The organism is Enterobacteriaceae bacterium Kacie_13, from assembly GCA_013457415.1.
In the GTDB taxonomy this organism is placed as follows: domain Bacteria; phylum Pseudomonadota; class Gammaproteobacteria; order Enterobacterales; family Enterobacteriaceae; genus Rahnella.
In genome coordinates, this window is the sequence record CP045665.1 from 152,920 (window position 1) to 170,462 (window position 17,543).

A 17,543-nucleotide genomic window follows, 5' to 3' on the forward strand; every position below is an offset into this window, starting at 1 on the left:
GCGAAATACCGTCGGTGATCCTCTGCGGCATCCGCCAATTAAGTTTGGATGCTCGATTCATGACAATTAAAAAGCACGTGCTGTTGACGGCCTTATCCGTCACGGCTTTTTCAGGGTGGGCGCAAGACAGTACTTCCACAGGCAACAACAGCGATAATCTGGTCGTCACGGCTAACCGTTTTCCACAGCCGGTCTCTTCCGTACTGGCACCGACCGATGTGGTGACGCGTGATGATATCGACAGATGGCAGTCAAAATCTGTCGCTGATGTATTACGTCGTTTACCGGGCGTCGATATTGCCCAAAATGGCGGGCTGGGCCAGCAGACGTCTTTATTCGTTCGTGGCACCAATTCCAGCCACACATTAGTCTTAATCGACGGTGTGCGTCTGAATCAGGCCGGTATTTCCGGCGCTGCGGATATCAGCCAGATCCCACTTTCCCTGGTCCAGCGCATCGAATTTATTCGCGGGCCGCGCTCTGCGGTTTATGGCTCTGATGCGATCGGTGGCGTTGTTAACATTATCACCACGCGTGATAAAGATGGCACGACACTCGGTGCAGGCGTGGGTTCCCACGGTTACCAGAACTATAACGGCTCCACACAGCAGAAGCTGGGCGAAAACACTACGCTGACGGCGGCCGGTGATTACACCTATACCCGTGGCATCGACGTAGTTGCGGATGGCAATACCGGCGGTGTACCTCAGCCTGACCGCGACGGCTTCATGAGCAAGACGCTGTATCTGGCGCTGCAACACCAGTTCAATCAGGAAATCAGTGGCTTTGCCCGTGCGTACGGCTACGACAACCGTACTGCCTATGATGCCTATTCTTCGCCGGGCAGTGCACTTATCGATACTCGTCAGCTTTACAGCCGCACGTACGACACCGGTTTGCGTTATGAAAACGGCATCTACGCCACGCAACTTATCGGCAGCTATAGTCACGTCAAAGACTATAACTACGATCCGAAATACGGCCCGTACGATGCATCCGCAACGCTGGATGACTCCGATCAGTACAACGTGCAATGGGGTAACACATTCCAAATCTGGAAAGGGGAAGTCAGCGCAGGGCTTGACTGGCAGAAGCTGACCACGGAGCCTGGCACCAACTATCTGGATGATGGCTATAACCAGCACAACACCGGCGTTTATCTGACGACTCAGCAAAAAATCAGTGATGTGACGCTTGAAGGCGCAGTGCGCAGCGACGATAACTCCCAGTTTGGTCAGCACACCACCTGGCAGAGCAGCGCGGCGTGGGAATTCATTGATGGGTATCGTCTGATTGGTTCTTACGGTACGGCCTATAAATCCCCGAACCTGGGGCAGCTTTATAGTGGCTTTGGTGGCAATCCGGACCTTAAGCCTGAAGAGAGCAAGCAGTGGGAAGGTGGACTGGAAGGTTTGACCGGTCCGCTGGACTGGCGCTTGTCGGTGTATCGCAACGACATCGATCAGATGATCGATTACGACAATTCAACTTTCGGTTATTACAACATTGGCAAAGCGACCATCAAAGGCGTTGAATGGACTGGCTCATTCGATACCGGTCCGTTGCAGCACCAGATTACGCTGGAATATCTCGACCCGCGTAATGCCGAGACCAACGAAATTCTGGCGCGCCGTGCTAAGCAGCAGGCGAAATACCAGATTGACTGGAATGTAGCGAACATTGACTGGTCCATCAATTACCAGTATCTGGGACAGCGGTACGACACCGACTACGGTTCGTATCCTTATCAGACCGTTAAACTGGGCGGCGTAAGCTTATGGGACCTGGCTGCCTCATATCCCGTGACCTCACATCTGACGGTTCGTGGTAGAATTGCCAACTTGTTTGATAAAGATTACGAGACGGCTTATGGCTATGCCACACCAGGACGTGAGTTCTACCTTACTGGAAGCTATACCTTCTGATACAACACAAGTTCCTGACCGCCCGACGGTGCTGGTTTTCGATTCCGGCGTCGGCGGGTTGTCAGTTTATCAAGAGGTCCGGCAAATGTTGCCGGACCTGCACTATATCTATGCCTTCGATAATGTCGCTTTTCCTTATGGCGAGAAATCGGAAGAGTTCATCGTCGAACGGGTGGTCGAAATTGTCACCGCCGTTGCGAAACGTCATCCCCTCTCTATTATCGTCATTGCCTGTAACACGGCGAGCACCGTCTCACTCCCTGCCTTGCGCGCCAAATTCAGCTGCCCGGTCGTTGGCGTAGTACCTGCGATCAAACCTGCTGCGAAATTAACGCGAAACGGCGTCGTCGGCTTACTGGCGACGCGCGCGACGGTTCAGCGTCCTTATACACACGATCTGGTGGCGCGGTTTGCGATAGATTGTCAGATTCTGATGTTGGGCTCGGCGGAACTGGTCGAACTGGCTGAAGCGAAGCTGCATGGCGAAGAGGTCTCACTGGCGGCACTGAAGAAAATCCTCCATCCGTGGCTGCGTTTGCGCGAACCTCCTGACACAGTCGTATTAGGTTGCACGCATTTTCCGTTGCTTTCCGAAGAGCTCGCGCAGGTTTTGCCCGACGGCACACGTATGATCGACTCCGGTTCTGCGATTGCCCGCCGTGCACACTGGTTAATTGAGACGTCTCATGTGCCTGTTCCACAAAAAAAAGCAGACGTAGAAATAGAGAGTGTCGCCTACTGCATGGCGATGACCGCCGAGGCCCAAAGTTTACTGCCTGTTTTACAGTCATATGGCTTCAGAAGTATCCAGGAATTGCCGCTTTAAACGGCATTTGGCGAAAGAATCAGCGGTCGGTAAATTATTTGTATTTTAGGGGTTGCGGCCTTCTGAGAACTCCCTATAATGCGCCTCCACTGACCGGGAACAACGACTGAGAAGTCGCTCGGACAGGAAGAGAAAAAGATGAAAGTTCGAATGAATAATCTCTTGACTCTTCAGCGGGAAAACGTAATATACGCCTCCCGCGCCGCATAAGATTCCTTGCGAACCGCGGCATGCTCTTTAACAATTTATCAGACAATCTGTGTGGGCACTCACAAGACGATATCAGCCACCTCGGTGGCAAAAAATATCAAGTCTTAGAGTGACCAAGCAGTAATTCATTTAGTTGAATTATTACGAAGTAATCTTTGAGCACCGCTTAACGTGTTTAAGCAAATCGAACTTTTAATTGAAGAGTTTGATCATGGCTCAGATTGAACGCTGGCGGCAGGCCTAACACATGCAAGTCGAGCGGTAGCACGGGAGAGCTTGCTCTCTGGGTGACGAGCGGCGGACGGGTGAGTAATGTCTGGGAAACTGCCTGATGGAGGGGGATAACTACTGGAAACGGTAGCTAATACCGCATGACCTCGCAAGAGCAAAGTGGGGGACCTTCGGGCCTCACGCCATCGGATGTGCCCAGATGGGATTAGCTAGTAGGTGGGGTAATGGCTCACCTAGGCGACGATCCCTAGCTGGTCTGAGAGGATGACCAGCCACACTGGAACTGAGACACGGTCCAGACTCCTACGGGAGGCAGCAGTGGGGAATATTGCACAATGGGCGCAAGCCTGATGCAGCCATGCCGCGTGTGTGAAGAAGGCCTTAGGGTTGTAAAGCACTTTCAGCGAGGAGGAAGGCGCTGTAGTTAATAGCTGCAGCGATTGACGTTACTCGCAGAAGAAGCACCGGCTAACTCCGTGCCAGCAGCCGCGGTAATACGGAGGGTGCAAGCGTTAATCGGAATTACTGGGCGTAAAGCGCACGCAGGCGGTTTGTTAAGTCAGATGTGAAATCCCCGAGCTTAACTTGGGAACTGCATTTGAAACTGGCAAGCTAGAGTCTTGTAGAGGGGGGTAGAATTCCAGGTGTAGCGGTGAAATGCGTAGAGATCTGGAGGAATACCGGTGGCGAAGGCGGCCCCCTGGACAAAGACTGACGCTCAGGTGCGAAAGCGTGGGGAGCAAACAGGATTAGATACCCTGGTAGTCCACGCTGTAAACGATGTCGACTTGGAGGTTGTGCCCTTGAGGCGTGGCTTCCGGAGCTAACGCGTTAAGTCGACCGCCTGGGGAGTACGGCCGCAAGGTTAAAACTCAAATGAATTGACGGGGGCCCGCACAAGCGGTGGAGCATGTGGTTTAATTCGATGCAACGCGAAGAACCTTACCTACTCTTGACATCCACGGAATTCGCTAGAGATAGCTTAGTGCCTTCGGGAACCGTGAGACAGGTGCTGCATGGCTGTCGTCAGCTCGTGTTGTGAAATGTTGGGTTAAGTCCCGCAACGAGCGCAACCCTTATCCTTTGTTGCCAGCGAGTCATGTCGGGAACTCAAAGGAGACTGCCGGTGATAAACCGGAGGAAGGTGGGGATGACGTCAAGTCATCATGGCCCTTACGAGTAGGGCTACACACGTGCTACAATGGCATATACAAAGAGAAGCAAACTCGCGAGAGCAAGCGGACCTCATAAAGTATGTCGTAGTCCGGATTGGAGTCTGCAACTCGACTCCATGAAGTCGGAATCGCTAGTAATCGTAGATCAGAATGCTACGGTGAATACGTTCCCGGGCCTTGTACACACCGCCCGTCACACCATGGGAGTGGGTTGCAAAAGAAGTAGGTAGCTTAACCTTCGGGAGGGCGCTTACCACTTTGTGATTCATGACTGGGGTGAAGTCGTAACAAGGTAACCGTAGGGGAACCTGCGGTTGGATCACCTCCTTACCTAAAGATACGCATTGTGCAGTGTCCACACAGATTGTCTGATGAAAAAGTAACGAGCAGAAATACCTTTATAGGCTTGTAGCTCAGGTGGTTAGAGCGCACCCCTGATAAGGGTGAGGTCGGTGGTTCAAGTCCACTCAGGCCTACCAATTCGTCCTCATGCTGCGTTGTCGCCACGACTCGTTTGCACGCGCAAACGTCGTATGACTCCGCCTTGCCTGAGAACAAATTGGCTAACTCATCCTCTTGATGTGTTAGTAGATAAGGGTATCTGTAAGTGACTGTATGGGGCTATAGCTCAGCTGGGAGAGCGCCTGCCTTGCACGCAGGAGGTCAGCGGTTCGATCCCGCTTAGCTCCACCATTACCGTACAGCCTTTAAATAATACTTCAGAGTATATTGGTAACAGTATGCTGCGAAGTATTTTGCTCTTTAACAATCTGGAACAAGCTGAAAATTGAAAGATTACAGCTGAACATCACTCTCCGTAGAAGTACTGAGTGGTGCTTTTGTCTGTAATAGAGTCTCTCAAATAATCGCAGCGCGATGATGTCTTTAAGACACCTTCGGGTTGTGAGGTTAAGCGACTAAGCGTACACGGTGGATGCCTAGGCAGTCAGAGGCGATGAAGGGCGTGCTAATCTGCGAAAAGCGTCGGTAAGGTGATATGAACCGTTATAACCGACGATACCCGAATGGGGAAACCCAGTGTGTTTCGACACACTATTGCATGGTGAATACATAGCCATGCAAGGCGAACCGGGGGAACTGAAACATCTAAGTACCCCGAGGAAAAGAAATCAACCGAGATTCCCCCAGTAGCGGCGAGCGAACGGGGAAGAGCCCAGAACCTGAATCAGTTTGTGCATTAGTGGAAGCGTCTGGAAAGTCGCACAGTATAGGGTGATAGTCCCGTACACAAAAATGCACTTGTTGTGAGTTCGATGAGTAGGGCGGGACACGTGACATCCTGTCTGAATATGGGGGGACCATCCTCCAAGGCTAAATACTCCTGACTGACCGATAGTGAACCAGTACCGTGAGGGAAAGGCGAAAAGAACCCCGGCGAGGGGAGTGAAATAGAACCTGAAACCGTGTACGTACAAGCAGTGGGAGCCTACTTTGTTGGGTGACTGCGTACCTTTTGTATAATGGGTCAGCGACTTATATTTTGTAGCAAGGTTAACCGAATAGGGGAGCCGTAGGGAAACCGAGTCTTAACTGGGCGTCAAGTTGCAAGGTATAGACCCGAAACCCGGTGATCTAGCCATGGGCAGGTTGAAGGTTGGGTAACACTAACTGGAGGACCGAACCGACTAATGTTGAAAAATTAGCGGATGACTTGTGGCTGGGGGTGAAAGGCCAATCAAACCGGGAGATAGCTGGTTCTCCCCGAAAGCTATTTAGGTAGCGCCTCGTGAACTCATCTTCGGGGGTAGAGCACTGTTTCGACTAGGGGGCCATCCCGGCTTACCAACTCGATGCAAACTCCGAATACCGAAGAATGTTATCACGGGAGACACACGGCGGGTGCTAACGTCCGTCGTGAAGAGGGAAACAACCCAGACCGCCAGCTAAGGTCCCAAAGTCATGGTTAAGTGGGAAACGATGTGGGAAGGCATAGACAGCCAGGATGTTGGCTTAGAAGCAGCCATCATTTAAAGAAAGCGTAATAGCTCACTGGTCGAGTCGGCCTGCGCGGAAGATGTAACGGGGCTAAACCATGCACCGAAGCTGCGGCAGCGACGCTTAGGCGTTGTTGGGTAGGGGAGCGTTCTGTAAGCCGTCGAAGGTGACCTGTGAGGGTTGCTGGAGGTATCAGAAGTGCGAATGCTGACATAAGTAACGATAATGCGGGTGAAAAACCCGCACGCCGGAAGACCAAGGGTTCCTGTCCAACGTTAATCGGGGCAGGGTGAGTCGACCCCTAAGGCGAGGCTGAAAAGCGTAGTCGATGGGAAGCTGGTTAATATTCCAGCACTTGGTGTTACTGCGAAGGGGGGACGGAGAAGGCTAGGCTAGCCGGGCGACGGTTGTCCCGGTTCAAGCGTGTAGGGGGTGTGACTTGGTAAATCCGGTTGCATATTAACCCTGAGGCGTGATAACGAGCCACTACGGTGGTGAAGTAGTTGATGCCATGCTTCCAGGAAAAGCCTCTAAGCTCCAGGTAACACGAAATCGTACCCCAAACCGACACAGGTGGTCAGGTAGAGAATACTCAGGCGCTTGAGAGAACTCGGGTGAAGGAACTAGGCAAAATGGTGCCGTAACTTCGGGAGAAGGCACGCTGGCACGTAGGTGAAGAGACTTGCTCTCGGAGCCGAAGCCAGTCGCAGATACCAGCTGGCTGCAACTGTTTAATAAAAACACAGCACTGTGCAAACACGAAAGTGGACGTATACGGTGTGACGCCTGCCCGGTGCCGGAAGGTTAATTGATGGGGTTAGCAGCAATGCGAAGCTCTTGATCGAAGCCCCGGTAAACGGCGGCCGTAACTATAACGGTCCTAAGGTAGCGAAATTCCTTGTCGGGTAAGTTCCGACCTGCACGAATGGCGTAATGATGGCCAGGCTGTCTCCACCCGAGACTCAGTGAAATTGAACTCGCTGTGAAGATGCAGTGTACCCGCGGCAAGACGGAAAGACCCCGTGAACCTTTACTATAGCTTGACACTGAACATTGAGCCTTGATGTGTAGGATAGGTGGGAGGCTTTGAAGCGTGGACGCCAGTCTGCGTGGAGCCAACCTTGAAATACCACCCTTTAATGTTTGATGTTCTAACTCGGCCCCGTAATCCGGGGTGAGGACAGTGTCTGGTGGGTAGTTTGACTGGGGCGGTCTCCTCCTAAAGAGTAACGGAGGAGCACGAAGGTTAGCTAATCACGGTCGGACATCGTGAGGTTAGTGCAATGGCATAAGCTAGCTTGACTGCGAGAGTGACGGCTCGAGCAGGTACGAAAGTAGGTCATAGTGATCCGGTGGTTCTGAATGGAAGGGCCATCGCTCAACGGATAAAAGGTACTCCGGGGATAACAGGCTGATACCGCCCAAGAGTTCATATCGACGGCGGTGTTTGGCACCTCGATGTCGGCTCATCACATCCTGGGGCTGAAGTAGGTCCCAAGGGTACGGCTGTTCGCCGTTTAAAGTGGTACGCGAGCTGGGTTTAGAACGTCGTGAGACAGTTCGGTCCCTATCTGCCGTGGGCGTTGGAAGATTGAGAGGGGCTGCTCCTAGTACGAGAGGACCGGAGTGGACGCATCACTGGTGTTCGGGTTGTCATGCCAATGGCATTGCCCGGTAGCTAAATGCGGAAAAGATAAGCGCTGAAAGCATCTAAGCGCGAAACTTGCCTCGAGATGAGTCTTCCCTGTGGCTTTAAGCCACCTGAAGGGACGTTTAAGACTAAGACGTTGATAGGCTGGGTGTGTAAGTGCAGCGATGCATTGAGCTAACCAGTACTAATGACCCGAGAGGCTTAACCTTACAACACCAAAGGTGTTTTTAGAGAGACTCAGCTGCGCGCGAGCGTGGAGAAGTAGATTTTCAGCGAATGTTCCGAGATTGGTTCGTACGGCGGGGTGTGTATAGCACAATGCGGTATGGATGAAACAGAATTTGCCTGGCGGCAGTAGCGCGGTGGTCCCACCTGACCCCATGCCGAACTCAGAAGTGAAACGCCGTAGCGCCGATGGTAGTGTGGGGTCTCCCCATGCGAGAGTAGGGAACTGCCAGGCATCAAATAAAGACAAAAGCCCCGTACGAAAGTACGGGGCTTTTGTCTGTCTGGGATTTAGGGTAGAGGAGAAACGTAGGCGGGAGAGATCATTGAATCGATATCTTTCTCGCTGTGCTCCCTTGGTGCTGATAAAACGCTGCGCTAGAGGTTATCGAATCAGTTAAACTAAGCACAAATAAGTCACTCATGAGTAATATGTTATGTCGACTGACGACACCTCGCTTCAATCCCTGAATACCTTCTCTTTAGCTGCACATGCTGCTGTCATTACACATATAAATAATACAACTCAACTAATTGATGCATGGAAAAAGGCGCAGGGAAAACAGCAGCCATTTCTACTGTTAGGCGAGGGTAGCAACGTTCTGTTTCTTGAAGACTTCACCGGTTGTGTCGTTGTGAACAGAATCAAAGGTATTGAAGTAACGGAGAACGCAAATGAATGGCTATTGCACGTCGGTGCTGGGGAAAATTGGCACCAATTGGTATGCTTCACTCTCGAACATAATATTCCTGGATTAGAAAATCTTGCATTGATCCCCGGATGTGTCGGGTCTGCACCTATTCAGAATATTGGCGCGTACGGCATTGAGCTACAAAGTGTCTGTAGTCATGTTGACGTGTTAGATATGCAAACCGGCAAGGTAACCCGACTTCAGTCGGATGAGTGCCAGTTTGGGTATCGTGAAAGCATCTTCAAACATGCTTATAAAGACGGTTATGCTATTGTCGCTGTAGGTTTTAAGCTGACTAAGCACTGGCAACCTAAGCTGACCTATGGAGATCTCACTCGCCTTGATCCTCAAACGGTCACACCACGTCAGATTTTTGATTCAGTATGCGCAATGCGTTTGAGTAAACTACCTGATCCCGCGATTACCGGTAATGCTGGCAGTTTTTATAAGAATCCGACGGTTGATGCGGCCATCGCTGAAAAGATCCGCAGTGAGTTTCCGAGAATGCCATCTTATCCTCAGCCTAATGGGCAGATTAAACTAGCCGCAGGCTGGCTGATTGAACAGGCGCATCTCAAAGGGTTCAGTATCGGCGGGGCAGCCGTACATCAGAACCAGGCGCTGGTGTTGATCAACAAAGATCATGCAAGTAGTGCTGATGTTCGTGCGCTGGCAAAACACGTGCGAAATACCGTTGCTGCGAAGTTTGGTATCTGGCTTGAACCGGAGGTTCGTTTTATTGCCGCCGGTGGCGAAGTGAATGCCGTGGAGGCGCTGTCATGAAAGATATTACGGTTCCCCTACATTTGATCTCTATCCTGGCTGACGGTGAGTTTCATTCCGGTGAACAGCTGGGAGGTGCGCTGGGAATGAGCCGCGCCGCAATCAACAAGCATATTCAAACTGTTCGCGACTGGGGTGTGGATATTTTCACTGTAACTGGCAAAGGATATAGCCTCCCATATCCAATCCAGTTACTGGATGAAGCCAAAATTCTTTCCATGCTGCCAGCGGGCCGCGTAAATGTTCTGCCCGTCATTGATTCTACCAACCAATATCTACTCGACAGGATCGGTGAACTGAGCTCGGGAGATGCCTGTGTTGCCGAATACCAACAGGCGGGGCGAGGACGTCGAGGAAGAAAATGGTTTTCGCCATTTGGCAGCAACCTCTATCTTTCAATGTATTGGAAACTCGATCAAGGTCCGGCTGCTGCGATGGGTCTTAGTCTGGTTATTGGGATCGTAATGACAGAAGTTCTTCAGCGCCTCGGGGCTGAAGACGTAAGGGTTAAGTGGCCTAATGACCTTTATCTGAAGGATAGAAAGCTGGCCGGTATTCTGGTAGAGCTGACGGGAAAAACCGGAGATGCAGCACAGCTGGTTATAGGGGCGGGTATTAACCTTAAAATGCGAGAACCAGCAGCGGACACGATTAATCAGGGCTGGATAAACTTGCAGGAGGCGGGCGTCAATATTGATCGCAATGAGTTGACAGCAACTCTGCTGAAAGAATTACGCGCAGCGTTATTGCATTTTGAGAAGGAAGGACTTGCACCTTTTATTAGCCGTTGGCGTGGATTAGATAATTTCCTCGACCGGCCGGTAAAATTGCTGATCGGTGATCAGGAAATTCACGGTATTGAACGCGGCATTGATCAGCAAGGCGCTTTATTGCTAGAACAGGATGGTATAATTAAGCCCTATATCGGAGGGGAAATATCCCTGCGTGGACGATGAAACAAAAAAGGAGAGCCGTGGCTCTCCTTATCAATTTAAATGATCTATTTTCTCAACCTGACATTTTCAACCGCGTGGTTAGCACTCTTAGTGAGAATGAGGCTTGCCCGCTCTCTGGTAGGGAGTATGTTTTCCTTAAGATTCAATCCATTGATTTCATTCCATAGCTGCGTTGCTATGTTCACTGCCTCTTCTTCCGGCAGCTTTGCATAGTGATGGAAATAAGAATCCGGATCAGAAAATGCACCCTGCCGGAATTTCAGGAAGCGGTTGATATACCAGCCTTGTAATAAATCTTCCGGTGCATCAACGTATATTGAAAAATCTACGAAATCTGAAACGAATACCCGATGCGGATCATGAGGATAATCCATGCCGCTTTGTAAAACATTCAAGCCTTCGAGAATAAGAATATCTGGCTGCTCAATGATTTTATTTCCGTCTGGGATCACATCATAGATTAAATGTGAATATACCGGCGCGGTGACAGTTTTCGCACCAGATTTTACTTCAGAAACAAAATTGACCAACTGGTGCATATCGTAGGACTGAGGAAACCCTTTTTTCTTCATGATCCCACGCTCCTGAAGCGTCTTATTGGGATAGAGGAACCCATCGGTTGTGATCAACTCGACCGAGCGATGCTCAGGCCAGCGGCTTAGCAACGCTTGCAGGACACGTGCCGTAGTGCTTTTCCCTACAGCCACGCTTCCCGCAATACCAATGACATAAGGGATCTTCTGACCGTCGGTGCCCAGGAATTGCTCAAGCACAGCCTGCCGGCGCAGGTTTGAACTGATGTAGAAATTGAGAAGGCGTGAAAGTGGCAAATAGATTTGTGCCACTTCTTCGAGGGATAAGTCCTCGTTGATGCCTTTAAGATTTACCACTTCCGCTTCTTTGAGCGTTAACGGTACCGAATCACGTAAGGCAGCCCACTGTGCACGATCGAACTGCAAGTAAGGCGTTGCCAAAGATGGGTCTCTTTTTTTCATAAGTTAAAGTCTGCCTGTTAGCGCAGGTCAGGATAGGCGTTCACGCCAACTCCAGACAGTAAACCAGCAGCATATTATAGACAGCTTCGTTTTCAGGGGAGATCTTTTTCTTATAACTTAACGATTTCTTTGATTGAGTTAAAAATTTTTTGAGAAAGTCATGTAAGCGAAGAAGAACGTTAAGGCAGATTTGCGGAGCCCTTCGCCCTGTCAGGTTAAAAGAGATGATGTGAAGAACAACCTATAGGCTTGAGTTGCTTGTAATAGACCACTGCATTTTTTCTGCTGTAAGCCGGAGAGCTTGCCTGGGAGGGCGCACACCGATAACTTTGCGCGCGATAAAATGTTGTATGTTCAAAAGTGCAGGGCAGTCCTGCAGGAACTCCCTGATGGCTGGCTTCAATAAGCAAACGGGTGAGCTCATCGCGATAGACAGGTAATGTTGCGGCAGGCACAAGGTTTGACGCAAAAGACACGCCCCAATGAAAGAGTTTTAAAACTGGGGCCAGGAGCGTGTTCCATGATTCCCCTTTATAAGGCAAGTGCGCATTTCTGGTGCAAAAAGAGCGGCAATTACTCCATGGACCCATTTTTTGTCAAAGCAGAGGTATAAAACCAGTGCGGCCGGTCTTTATCGGTGAAAGTGGGTGGCATCAATTGGGTGTTACTTGTCCGGTTATTGGGGGTGAAGATGTAAAAACCCTATTTTTTGAATAAAACATGAGCGAAGAAGCAATTCATGCAATTTTTTAGTTGCATACCCCGCAAAGTCTCCCTAGAATGCGCAGCACTTGATGCCGGCATAGCTCAGTTGGTAGAGCAACTGACTTGTAATCAGTAGGTCCCGAGTTCGACTCTTGGTGCCGGCACCAATCAAGTACTTAACAATTAGGTGGGGTTCCCGAGCGGCCAAAGGGAGCAGACTGTAAATCTGCCGTCATCGACTTCGAAGGTTCGAATCCTTCCCCCACCACCATACAGGCCTTAGCAATAAGGCAACTTAAAGTGATAGAATCGCTTTAAGTGAAGGTGAGGAATTAAGCGTCTCACGTCCTTTTCCCCGTCTTCGAAGTTCTTCAGAAAAATTAGGTAGCCGAGTTCCAGGATGCGGGCATCGTATAATGGCTATTACCTCAGCCTTCCAAGCTGATGATGTGGGTTCGATTCCCACTGCCCGCTCCAAGTATGTGCTGATATAGCTCAGTTGGTAGAGCGCACCCTTGGTAAGGGTGAGGTCGGCAGTTCGAATCTGCCTATCAGCACCACTTCCAAATTCTCCCTCCCTGATTTTCTTTCTGTAAACTAATTCGTCAAGCAACCGCTTGGTTGATGTGGTGATACCACCGATTAAACCGTGTCTTAGAGGGACAATCGATGTCTAAAGAAAAGTTTGAACGTAACAAACCGCACGTTAACGTTGGTACTATCGGCCACGTTGACCACGGTAAAACTACCCTGACTGCAGCAATCACTACCGTTCTGGCTAAAACCTACGGCGGTTCTGCACGCGCATTCGATCAGATCGATAACGCACCAGAAGAAAAAGCTCGTGGTATCACCATCAACACTTCTCACGTTGAATATGACACCCCGACTCGTCACTACGCGCACGTTGACTGCCCAGGGCACGCCGACTACGTGAAAAACATGATCACCGGTGCTGCTCAGATGGACGGCGCTATCCTGGTTGTTGCTGCGACTGATGGCCCTATGCCACAGACTCGTGAGCACATCCTGCTGGGTCGCCAAGTTGGCGTTCCATACATGATCGTATTCATGAACAAATGCGACATGGTAGATGACGAAGAGTTGCTGGAACTGGTAGAGATGGAAGTTCGTGAACTTCTTACTACTTACAATTTCCCAGGCGACGAAATCCCAGTAATCAAAGGTTCAGCGCTGAAAGCACTGGAAGGCGATGCTACTTGGGAAGCGAAGATCATCGAACTGGCAAATGCCCTGGATACCTACATTCCATTGCCAGAGCGTGCTATCGATAAGCCATTCCTGCTGCCAATCGAAGACGTATTCTCCATCTCCGGCCGTGGTACTGTTGTTACCGGTCGTGTAGAGCGCGGAATCGTTAAAGTTGGCGAAGAAGTTGAAATCGTAGGTATCAAGGACACTGTTAAGTCTACTTGTACTGGCGTTGAAATGTTCCGCAAACTGCTTGACGAAGGTCGTGCAGGCGAGAACGTGGGTGTTCTGCTGCGTGGTATCAAACGTGAAGACATCGAACGTGGTCAGGTACTGTCTAAACCAAGTTCAATCAAGCCACACACCAAATTTGACTCAGAAGTTTATATCCTGAGCAAAGAAGAAGGTGGTCGTCACACTCCATTCTTCAAAGGCTACCGTCCACAGTTCTACTTCCGTACAACTGACGTGACCGGTACCATCGAACTGCCAGAAGGCGTTGAGATGGTAATGCCTGGTGACAACGTGAACATGGTTGTTACCCTGATCCACCCAATCGCGATGGATGACGGTCTGCGTTTCGCAATCCGTGAAGGTGGCCGTACCGTAGGTGCAGGTGTTGTTGCTAAAGTTATCGCTTAAACGCTGATAGACTTTTTTGTCACTAAACGTTGACGCAATACACACTAAAAGGGCATCATTCGATGCCCTTTTTTTCTACGCTGTGGCGCGAGAACCTATCTCATCAGCGATTTATACGTCATAATCATTGGTGAGATAGGCTCTGAGATATAGCGTAAAACACCGAATTGCGCTCGAGTAGAGCATCGATCGGTTTGGTTTGCCTCGCAATGCGAGGCAAAGTTGTTTGTTCTGAATCATTGTGACGGGTTGGTTTATGAGTGCGAATACCGAGGCTCAAGGGAGCGGGCGCGGCCTGGAAGCGGTAAAGTGGCTGGTTGTTGCCGTTTTGTTGGTTGTAGCTATTGTCGGTAACTATTATTACCGTGCATACAGCCTGCCGTTACGCGCGTTAGCAGTAGTTGTAGTTATCGCAATTGCAGGTGCAGTGGCATTATTGACCACTAAAGGCAAAGCGACGGTTGCGTTTGCTCGCGAAGCGCGCACCGAAGTACGTAAAGTCATTTGGCCAACGCGCCAGGAAACATTGCATACCACACTGATCGTTGCTGCGGTGACTGCCGTTATGTCTCTGATTCTGTGGGGGCTGGATGGTATTTTAGTCCGCCTGGTATCCTTCATTACTGGTCTGAGGTTCTAAATGTCTGAAGCACCTAAAAAACGTTGGTACGTCGTTCAGGCGTTTTCTGGCTTTGAAGGCCGCGTAGCGCAATCGCTGCGTGAGCACATCAAATTACATGACATGGAAGAGCTGTTTGGCGAAGTCATGGTGCCAACCGAAGAAGTGGTTGAAATCCGTGGTGGTCAGCGCCGTAAGAGCGAGCGTAAATTCTTCCCGGGTTATGTGCTGGTTCAGATGGTGATGAATGACGCCAGCTGGCACTTAGTTCGCAGCGTGCCTCGTGTGATGGGCTTCATCGGTGGGACATCTGATCGTCCTGCGCCGATCAGCGACAAAGAAGTTGATGCGATTATGAATCGCCTGCAACAAGTGGGTGATAAACCACGTCCTAAAACATTGTTTGAACCAGGTGAACTGGTACGTGTTAGTGACGGTCCGTTTGCGGACTTCAATGGTGTGGTCGAAGAAGTGGATTACGAAAAAAGCCGCCTGAAAGTCTCTGTTTCCATCTTTGGCCGTGCAACACCGGTTGAACTGGACTTCGGTCAGGTAGAAAAAGGCTAACAACCACGTTCGATAATCATTAGAACAGATGTTGTACAGGGCGCGAAATTGAACTATAATTTCGCGCCTTTTGTTTTTATGTGCAGCCTCTGTACATAAAACTGTAAAGTACTACATATAACGGGGAGCCTCTTCAAACAGGCGATATCACCCAAACGAGGATATTTACCATGGCCAAGAAAGTACAAGCCTACGTTAAGCTGCAAGTTGCAGCTGGTATGGCAAACCCAAGTCCGCCAGTTGGTCCAGCATTGGGTCAACAAGGCGTGAACATCATGGAATTCTGTAAGGCGTTCAATGCTAAGACTGATAGCATGGAAAAAGGCCTGCCAATTCCTGTTGTTATTACTGTTTATTCTGACCGTTCTTTCACTTTCGTTACCAAAACCCCTCCTGCAGCAGTATTGCTGAAGAAAGCGGCTGGTATCAAGTCTGGTTCCGGCAAGCCGAACAAAGACAAAGTGGGTAAAGTAACGAGTGCTCAGGTTCGTGAAATCGCAGAAACCAAAGCTGCGGATATGACTGGTTCTGACGTTGAAGCGATGACTCGCTCCATCGAAGGTACTGCTCGTTCCATGGGCCTGGTAGTGGAGGATTAATAAATGGCTAAGCTGACCAAGCGCATGCGCGTGATCCGTGACAAAGTTGATGCTACTAAACAGTATGACATCACCGAAGCCGTTGCTCTGCTCAAAGAGCTGGCCACTGCTAAATTCGTAGAAAGCGTGGACGTTGCCGTTAATCTCGGTATCGACGCACGTAAATCTGATCAAAACGTTCGCGGTGCAACCGTTCTGCCACACGGCACCGGTCGTTCTGTTCGCGTTGCCGTCTTCGCTCAAGGTGCAAACGCTGAAGCTGCTAAAGCTGCAGGCGCTGAACTGGTAGGTATGGAAGATCTGGCCGATCAGATCAAAAAAGGCGAAATGAACTTCGACGTTGTTATCGCATCTCCAGATGCAATGCGCGTTGTTGGCCAATTAGGTCAGGTACTGGGTCCACGTGGCCTGATGCCTAACCCGAAAGTTGGTACTGTAACACCTAACGTTGCTGAAGCTGTTAAGAACGCTAAAGCAGGTCAGGTTCGTTATCGTAACGACAAAAACGGCATCATCCATACCACTATCGGTAAGGTTGATTTCGAATCCGACAAGCTGAAAGAAAACCTTGAAGCTCTGTTGATCGCTCTGAAAAAAGCGAAGCCTTCCCAGGCTAAAGGCGTTTTCATCAAGAAAGTCAGCCTGTCCACCACCATGGGCGCCGGCGTTTCTGTTGATCAAAGCGGCCTGAGCGCAGTAGTTAACTAATTAACTACCTGTGTTTATCGCTTTACGCGGGTGGTGGATTTGTATAAAATCTATCGCCCGTTGTTTCGTTAACGCGAAACCAAGATTTTTTCGGTTGGAGCCTGGCCTATCCAGGCCTCCGTCCAAGACCGCAGGTGTTCCGAAAGGGACTTAATCCTTCCTGCGTAGACGGTGACAGAGCCTGAAGAAAGTATTTCTTTTTTATTCTTAATTAAGATTTGTCTTTGCTGGATTCTCTGCTCACCGTGTTTGAACGCTTGATATCGATCTCGATAACAAGTGATGTGAGTTCCGGGGATTTTCCCCGGCCAAATCCAGGAGCAAAAAGCTAATGGCATTAAATCTTCAAGACAAACAAGCGATTGTTGCTGAAGTCATCGAAGTAGCCAAAGGCGCGCTGTCTGCGGTTGTTGCGGATTCTCGCGGCGTAACTGTAGATAAAATGACTGAACTGCGTAAAGCAGGTCGTGAAGCTGGCGTTTATATGCGTGTTGTTCGCAACACCTTAATGCGCCGCGTCGTTGAAGGTACTCAGTTTGAGTGCCTGAAAGACACGTTTGTCGGTCCAACCTTGATTGCATTTTCTTCTGAACACCCAGGCGCTGCTGCCCGTCTGTTCAAAGATTTCGCTAAAGCGAATGCAAAATTTGAGGTTAAAGCTGCGGCCTTTGAAGGTGAGTTTATCTCTGCGGCTCAAATCGACCGCTTGGCAACTCTGCCTACTTACGAAGAAGCAATCGCACGCCTGATGGCAACCATGAAAGAAGCCTCTGCAGGCAAACTGGTTCGCACTCTGGCTGCTGTACGCGATCAGAAAGAAGCTGCTTAATCAGCCTTTCTTTTCTCGTTTATTTGCTTACGTATAA

12 protein-coding genes, 6 tRNA genes and 3 rRNA genes are annotated in these 17,543 nt (G+C 50.0%); 19 read left to right on the forward strand and 2 right to left on the reverse strand.

Annotated elements, in window-relative coordinates:
* Nucleotides 1-59: 59 nt before the first annotated feature.
* The 9 genes from btuB to birA all read left to right on the forward strand — a co-directional run bounded on the left by btuB (nucleotide 60) and on the right by birA (nucleotide 10,630).
* On the forward strand, nucleotides 60-1,925 hold the full coding sequence (gene btuB, locus GE278_00690) for a TonB-dependent vitamin B12 receptor BtuB (GenBank protein QLK59393.1): 1,866 nt from the start codon (nucleotides 60-62) through the stop codon (nucleotides 1,923-1,925).
* Nucleotides 1,870-2,751, forward strand: coding sequence for a glutamate racemase (gene murI / locus GE278_00695; GenBank protein QLK59394.1), 882 nt, complete (start codon nucleotides 1,870-1,872; stop codon nucleotides 2,749-2,751). The genes btuB and murI overlap by 56 nt, the downstream gene beginning before the upstream one ends.
* A 402-nt stretch (nucleotides 2,752-3,153) precedes the next feature.
* Nucleotides 3,154-4,705: ribosomal RNA gene (locus GE278_00700) — 16S ribosomal RNA — on the forward strand.
* A gap of 64 nt (nucleotides 4,706-4,769) precedes the next feature.
* Nucleotides 4,770-4,846 (forward strand) — tRNA-Ile (locus GE278_00705).
* Between the two features lie 138 nt (nucleotides 4,847-4,984).
* Nucleotides 4,985-5,060, forward strand: a tRNA-Ala gene (locus GE278_00710).
* 205 nt (nucleotides 5,061-5,265) lie between these two features.
* A 23S ribosomal RNA gene (locus GE278_00715) occupies nucleotides 5,266-8,201 on the forward strand.
* A 117-nt stretch (nucleotides 8,202-8,318) separates the two neighbouring features.
* Nucleotides 8,319-8,434, forward strand: a 5S ribosomal RNA gene (gene rrf / locus GE278_00720).
* Together the 16S, 23S and 5S rRNA genes with 2 tRNA genes alongside form the textbook arrangement of a ribosomal RNA operon.
* A gap of 202 nt (nucleotides 8,435-8,636) precedes the next feature.
* Nucleotides 8,637-9,674, forward strand: a complete 1,038-nt coding sequence (gene murB / locus GE278_00725; protein QLK59395.1) for a UDP-N-acetylmuramate dehydrogenase — start codon at nucleotides 8,637-8,639, stop codon at nucleotides 9,672-9,674.
* Nucleotides 9,671-10,630 carry a bifunctional biotin--[acetyl-CoA-carboxylase] ligase/biotin operon repressor BirA gene (birA, locus tag GE278_00730; GenBank protein QLK59396.1) on the forward strand — a complete coding sequence of 320 codons (960 nt, stop codon included), beginning with the start codon at nucleotides 9,671-9,673 and terminating at the stop codon, nucleotides 10,628-10,630. The genes murB and birA overlap by 4 nt, the downstream gene beginning before the upstream one ends.
* A 44-nt stretch (nucleotides 10,631-10,674) precedes the next feature.
* Here birA and coaA read toward each other — a convergent pair whose 3' ends face one another.
* Together coaA and GE278_00740 are read right to left on the reverse strand one after the other, a co-directional pair.
* Nucleotides 10,675-11,625 carry a type I pantothenate kinase gene (gene coaA / locus GE278_00735; GenBank protein QLK59397.1) on the reverse strand — a complete coding sequence of 317 codons (951 nt, stop codon included), beginning with the start codon at nucleotides 11,623-11,625 and terminating at the stop codon, nucleotides 10,675-10,677.
* A 215-nt stretch (nucleotides 11,626-11,840) separates the two neighbouring features.
* Nucleotides 11,841-12,167, reverse strand: coding sequence for a hypothetical protein (locus GE278_00740; GenBank protein QLK59398.1), 327 nt, complete (start codon nucleotides 12,165-12,167; stop codon nucleotides 11,841-11,843).
* A gap of 254 nt (nucleotides 12,168-12,421) precedes the next feature.
* Here GE278_00740 and GE278_00745 point away from each other — a divergent pair.
* The 10 genes from GE278_00745 (at nucleotide 12,422) to rplJ (ending at nucleotide 17,506) form a co-directional block, all read left to right on the forward strand.
* A tRNA-Thr gene (locus tag GE278_00745) sits at nucleotides 12,422-12,497 on the forward strand.
* 19 nt (nucleotides 12,498-12,516) lie between these two features.
* Nucleotides 12,517-12,601, forward strand: a tRNA-Tyr gene (locus GE278_00750).
* A gap of 131 nt (nucleotides 12,602-12,732) precedes the next feature.
* A tRNA-Gly gene (locus GE278_00755) sits at nucleotides 12,733-12,807 on the forward strand.
* Between the two features lie 7 nt (nucleotides 12,808-12,814).
* Nucleotides 12,815-12,890, forward strand: a tRNA-Thr gene (locus GE278_00760).
* 109 nt (nucleotides 12,891-12,999) lie between these two features.
* On the forward strand, nucleotides 13,000-14,184 hold the full coding sequence (gene tuf / locus GE278_00765) for an elongation factor Tu (protein QLK59399.1): 1,185 nt from the start codon (nucleotides 13,000-13,002) through the stop codon (nucleotides 14,182-14,184).
* 256 nt (nucleotides 14,185-14,440) lie between these two features.
* The gene (gene secE / locus GE278_00770) at nucleotides 14,441-14,824 is read left to right on the forward strand and encodes a preprotein translocase subunit SecE (GenBank protein ID QLK59400.1); all 384 of its coding nucleotides are present in this window, start codon (nucleotides 14,441-14,443) and stop codon (nucleotides 14,822-14,824) included.
* The gene (nusG, locus tag GE278_00775; protein QLK59401.1) at nucleotides 14,825-15,370 is read left to right on the forward strand and encodes a transcription termination/antitermination protein NusG; all 546 of its coding nucleotides are present in this window, start codon (nucleotides 14,825-14,827) and stop codon (nucleotides 15,368-15,370) included.
* Between the two features lie 170 nt (nucleotides 15,371-15,540).
* Entirely contained in the window at nucleotides 15,541-15,969 is a 429-nt protein-coding gene (gene rplK, locus GE278_00780) for a 50S ribosomal protein L11 (GenBank protein ID QLK59402.1), read from the forward strand.
* A gap of 3 nt (nucleotides 15,970-15,972) precedes the next feature.
* On the forward strand, nucleotides 15,973-16,677 hold the full coding sequence (rplA, locus tag GE278_00785; protein QLK59403.1) for a 50S ribosomal protein L1: 705 nt from the start codon (nucleotides 15,973-15,975) through the stop codon (nucleotides 16,675-16,677).
* A gap of 331 nt (nucleotides 16,678-17,008) precedes the next feature.
* Entirely contained in the window at nucleotides 17,009-17,506 is a 498-nt protein-coding gene (gene rplJ / locus GE278_00790; protein QLK59404.1) for a 50S ribosomal protein L10, read from the forward strand.
* The last annotated feature ends 37 nt before the right edge of the window (nucleotides 17,507-17,543 follow it).

Bases quoted from the DNA above. Each gene is read 5' to 3' on its own strand.
- birA (QLK59396.1), top strand. From the start codon at position 9,671: ATGAAAGATATTACGGTTCCCCTACATTTGATCTCTATCCTGGCTGAC.
- murI (QLK59394.1), top strand. From the start codon at position 1,870: ATGGCTATGCCACACCAGGACGTGAGTTCTACCTTACTGGAAGCTATA.
- nusG (QLK59401.1), top strand. From the start codon at position 14,825: ATGTCTGAAGCACCTAAAAAACGTTGGTACGTCGTTCAGGCGTTTTCT.
- rplJ (QLK59404.1), top strand. From the start codon at position 17,009: ATGGCATTAAATCTTCAAGACAAACAAGCGATTGTTGCTGAAGTCATC.
- murB (QLK59395.1), top strand. From the start codon at position 8,637: ATGTCGACTGACGACACCTCGCTTCAATCCCTGAATACCTTCTCTTTA.
- coaA (QLK59397.1), bottom strand. From the start codon at position 11,625: ATGAAAAAAAGAGACCCATCTTTGGCAACGCCTTACTTGCAGTTCGAT.
- rplK (QLK59402.1), top strand. From the start codon at position 15,541: ATGGCCAAGAAAGTACAAGCCTACGTTAAGCTGCAAGTTGCAGCTGGT.
- secE (QLK59400.1), top strand. From the start codon at position 14,441: ATGAGTGCGAATACCGAGGCTCAAGGGAGCGGGCGCGGCCTGGAAGCG.
- tuf (QLK59399.1), top strand. From the start codon at position 13,000: ATGTCTAAAGAAAAGTTTGAACGTAACAAACCGCACGTTAACGTTGGT.
- rplA (QLK59403.1), top strand. From the start codon at position 15,973: ATGGCTAAGCTGACCAAGCGCATGCGCGTGATCCGTGACAAAGTTGAT.
- btuB (QLK59393.1), top strand. From the start codon at position 60: ATGACAATTAAAAAGCACGTGCTGTTGACGGCCTTATCCGTCACGGCT.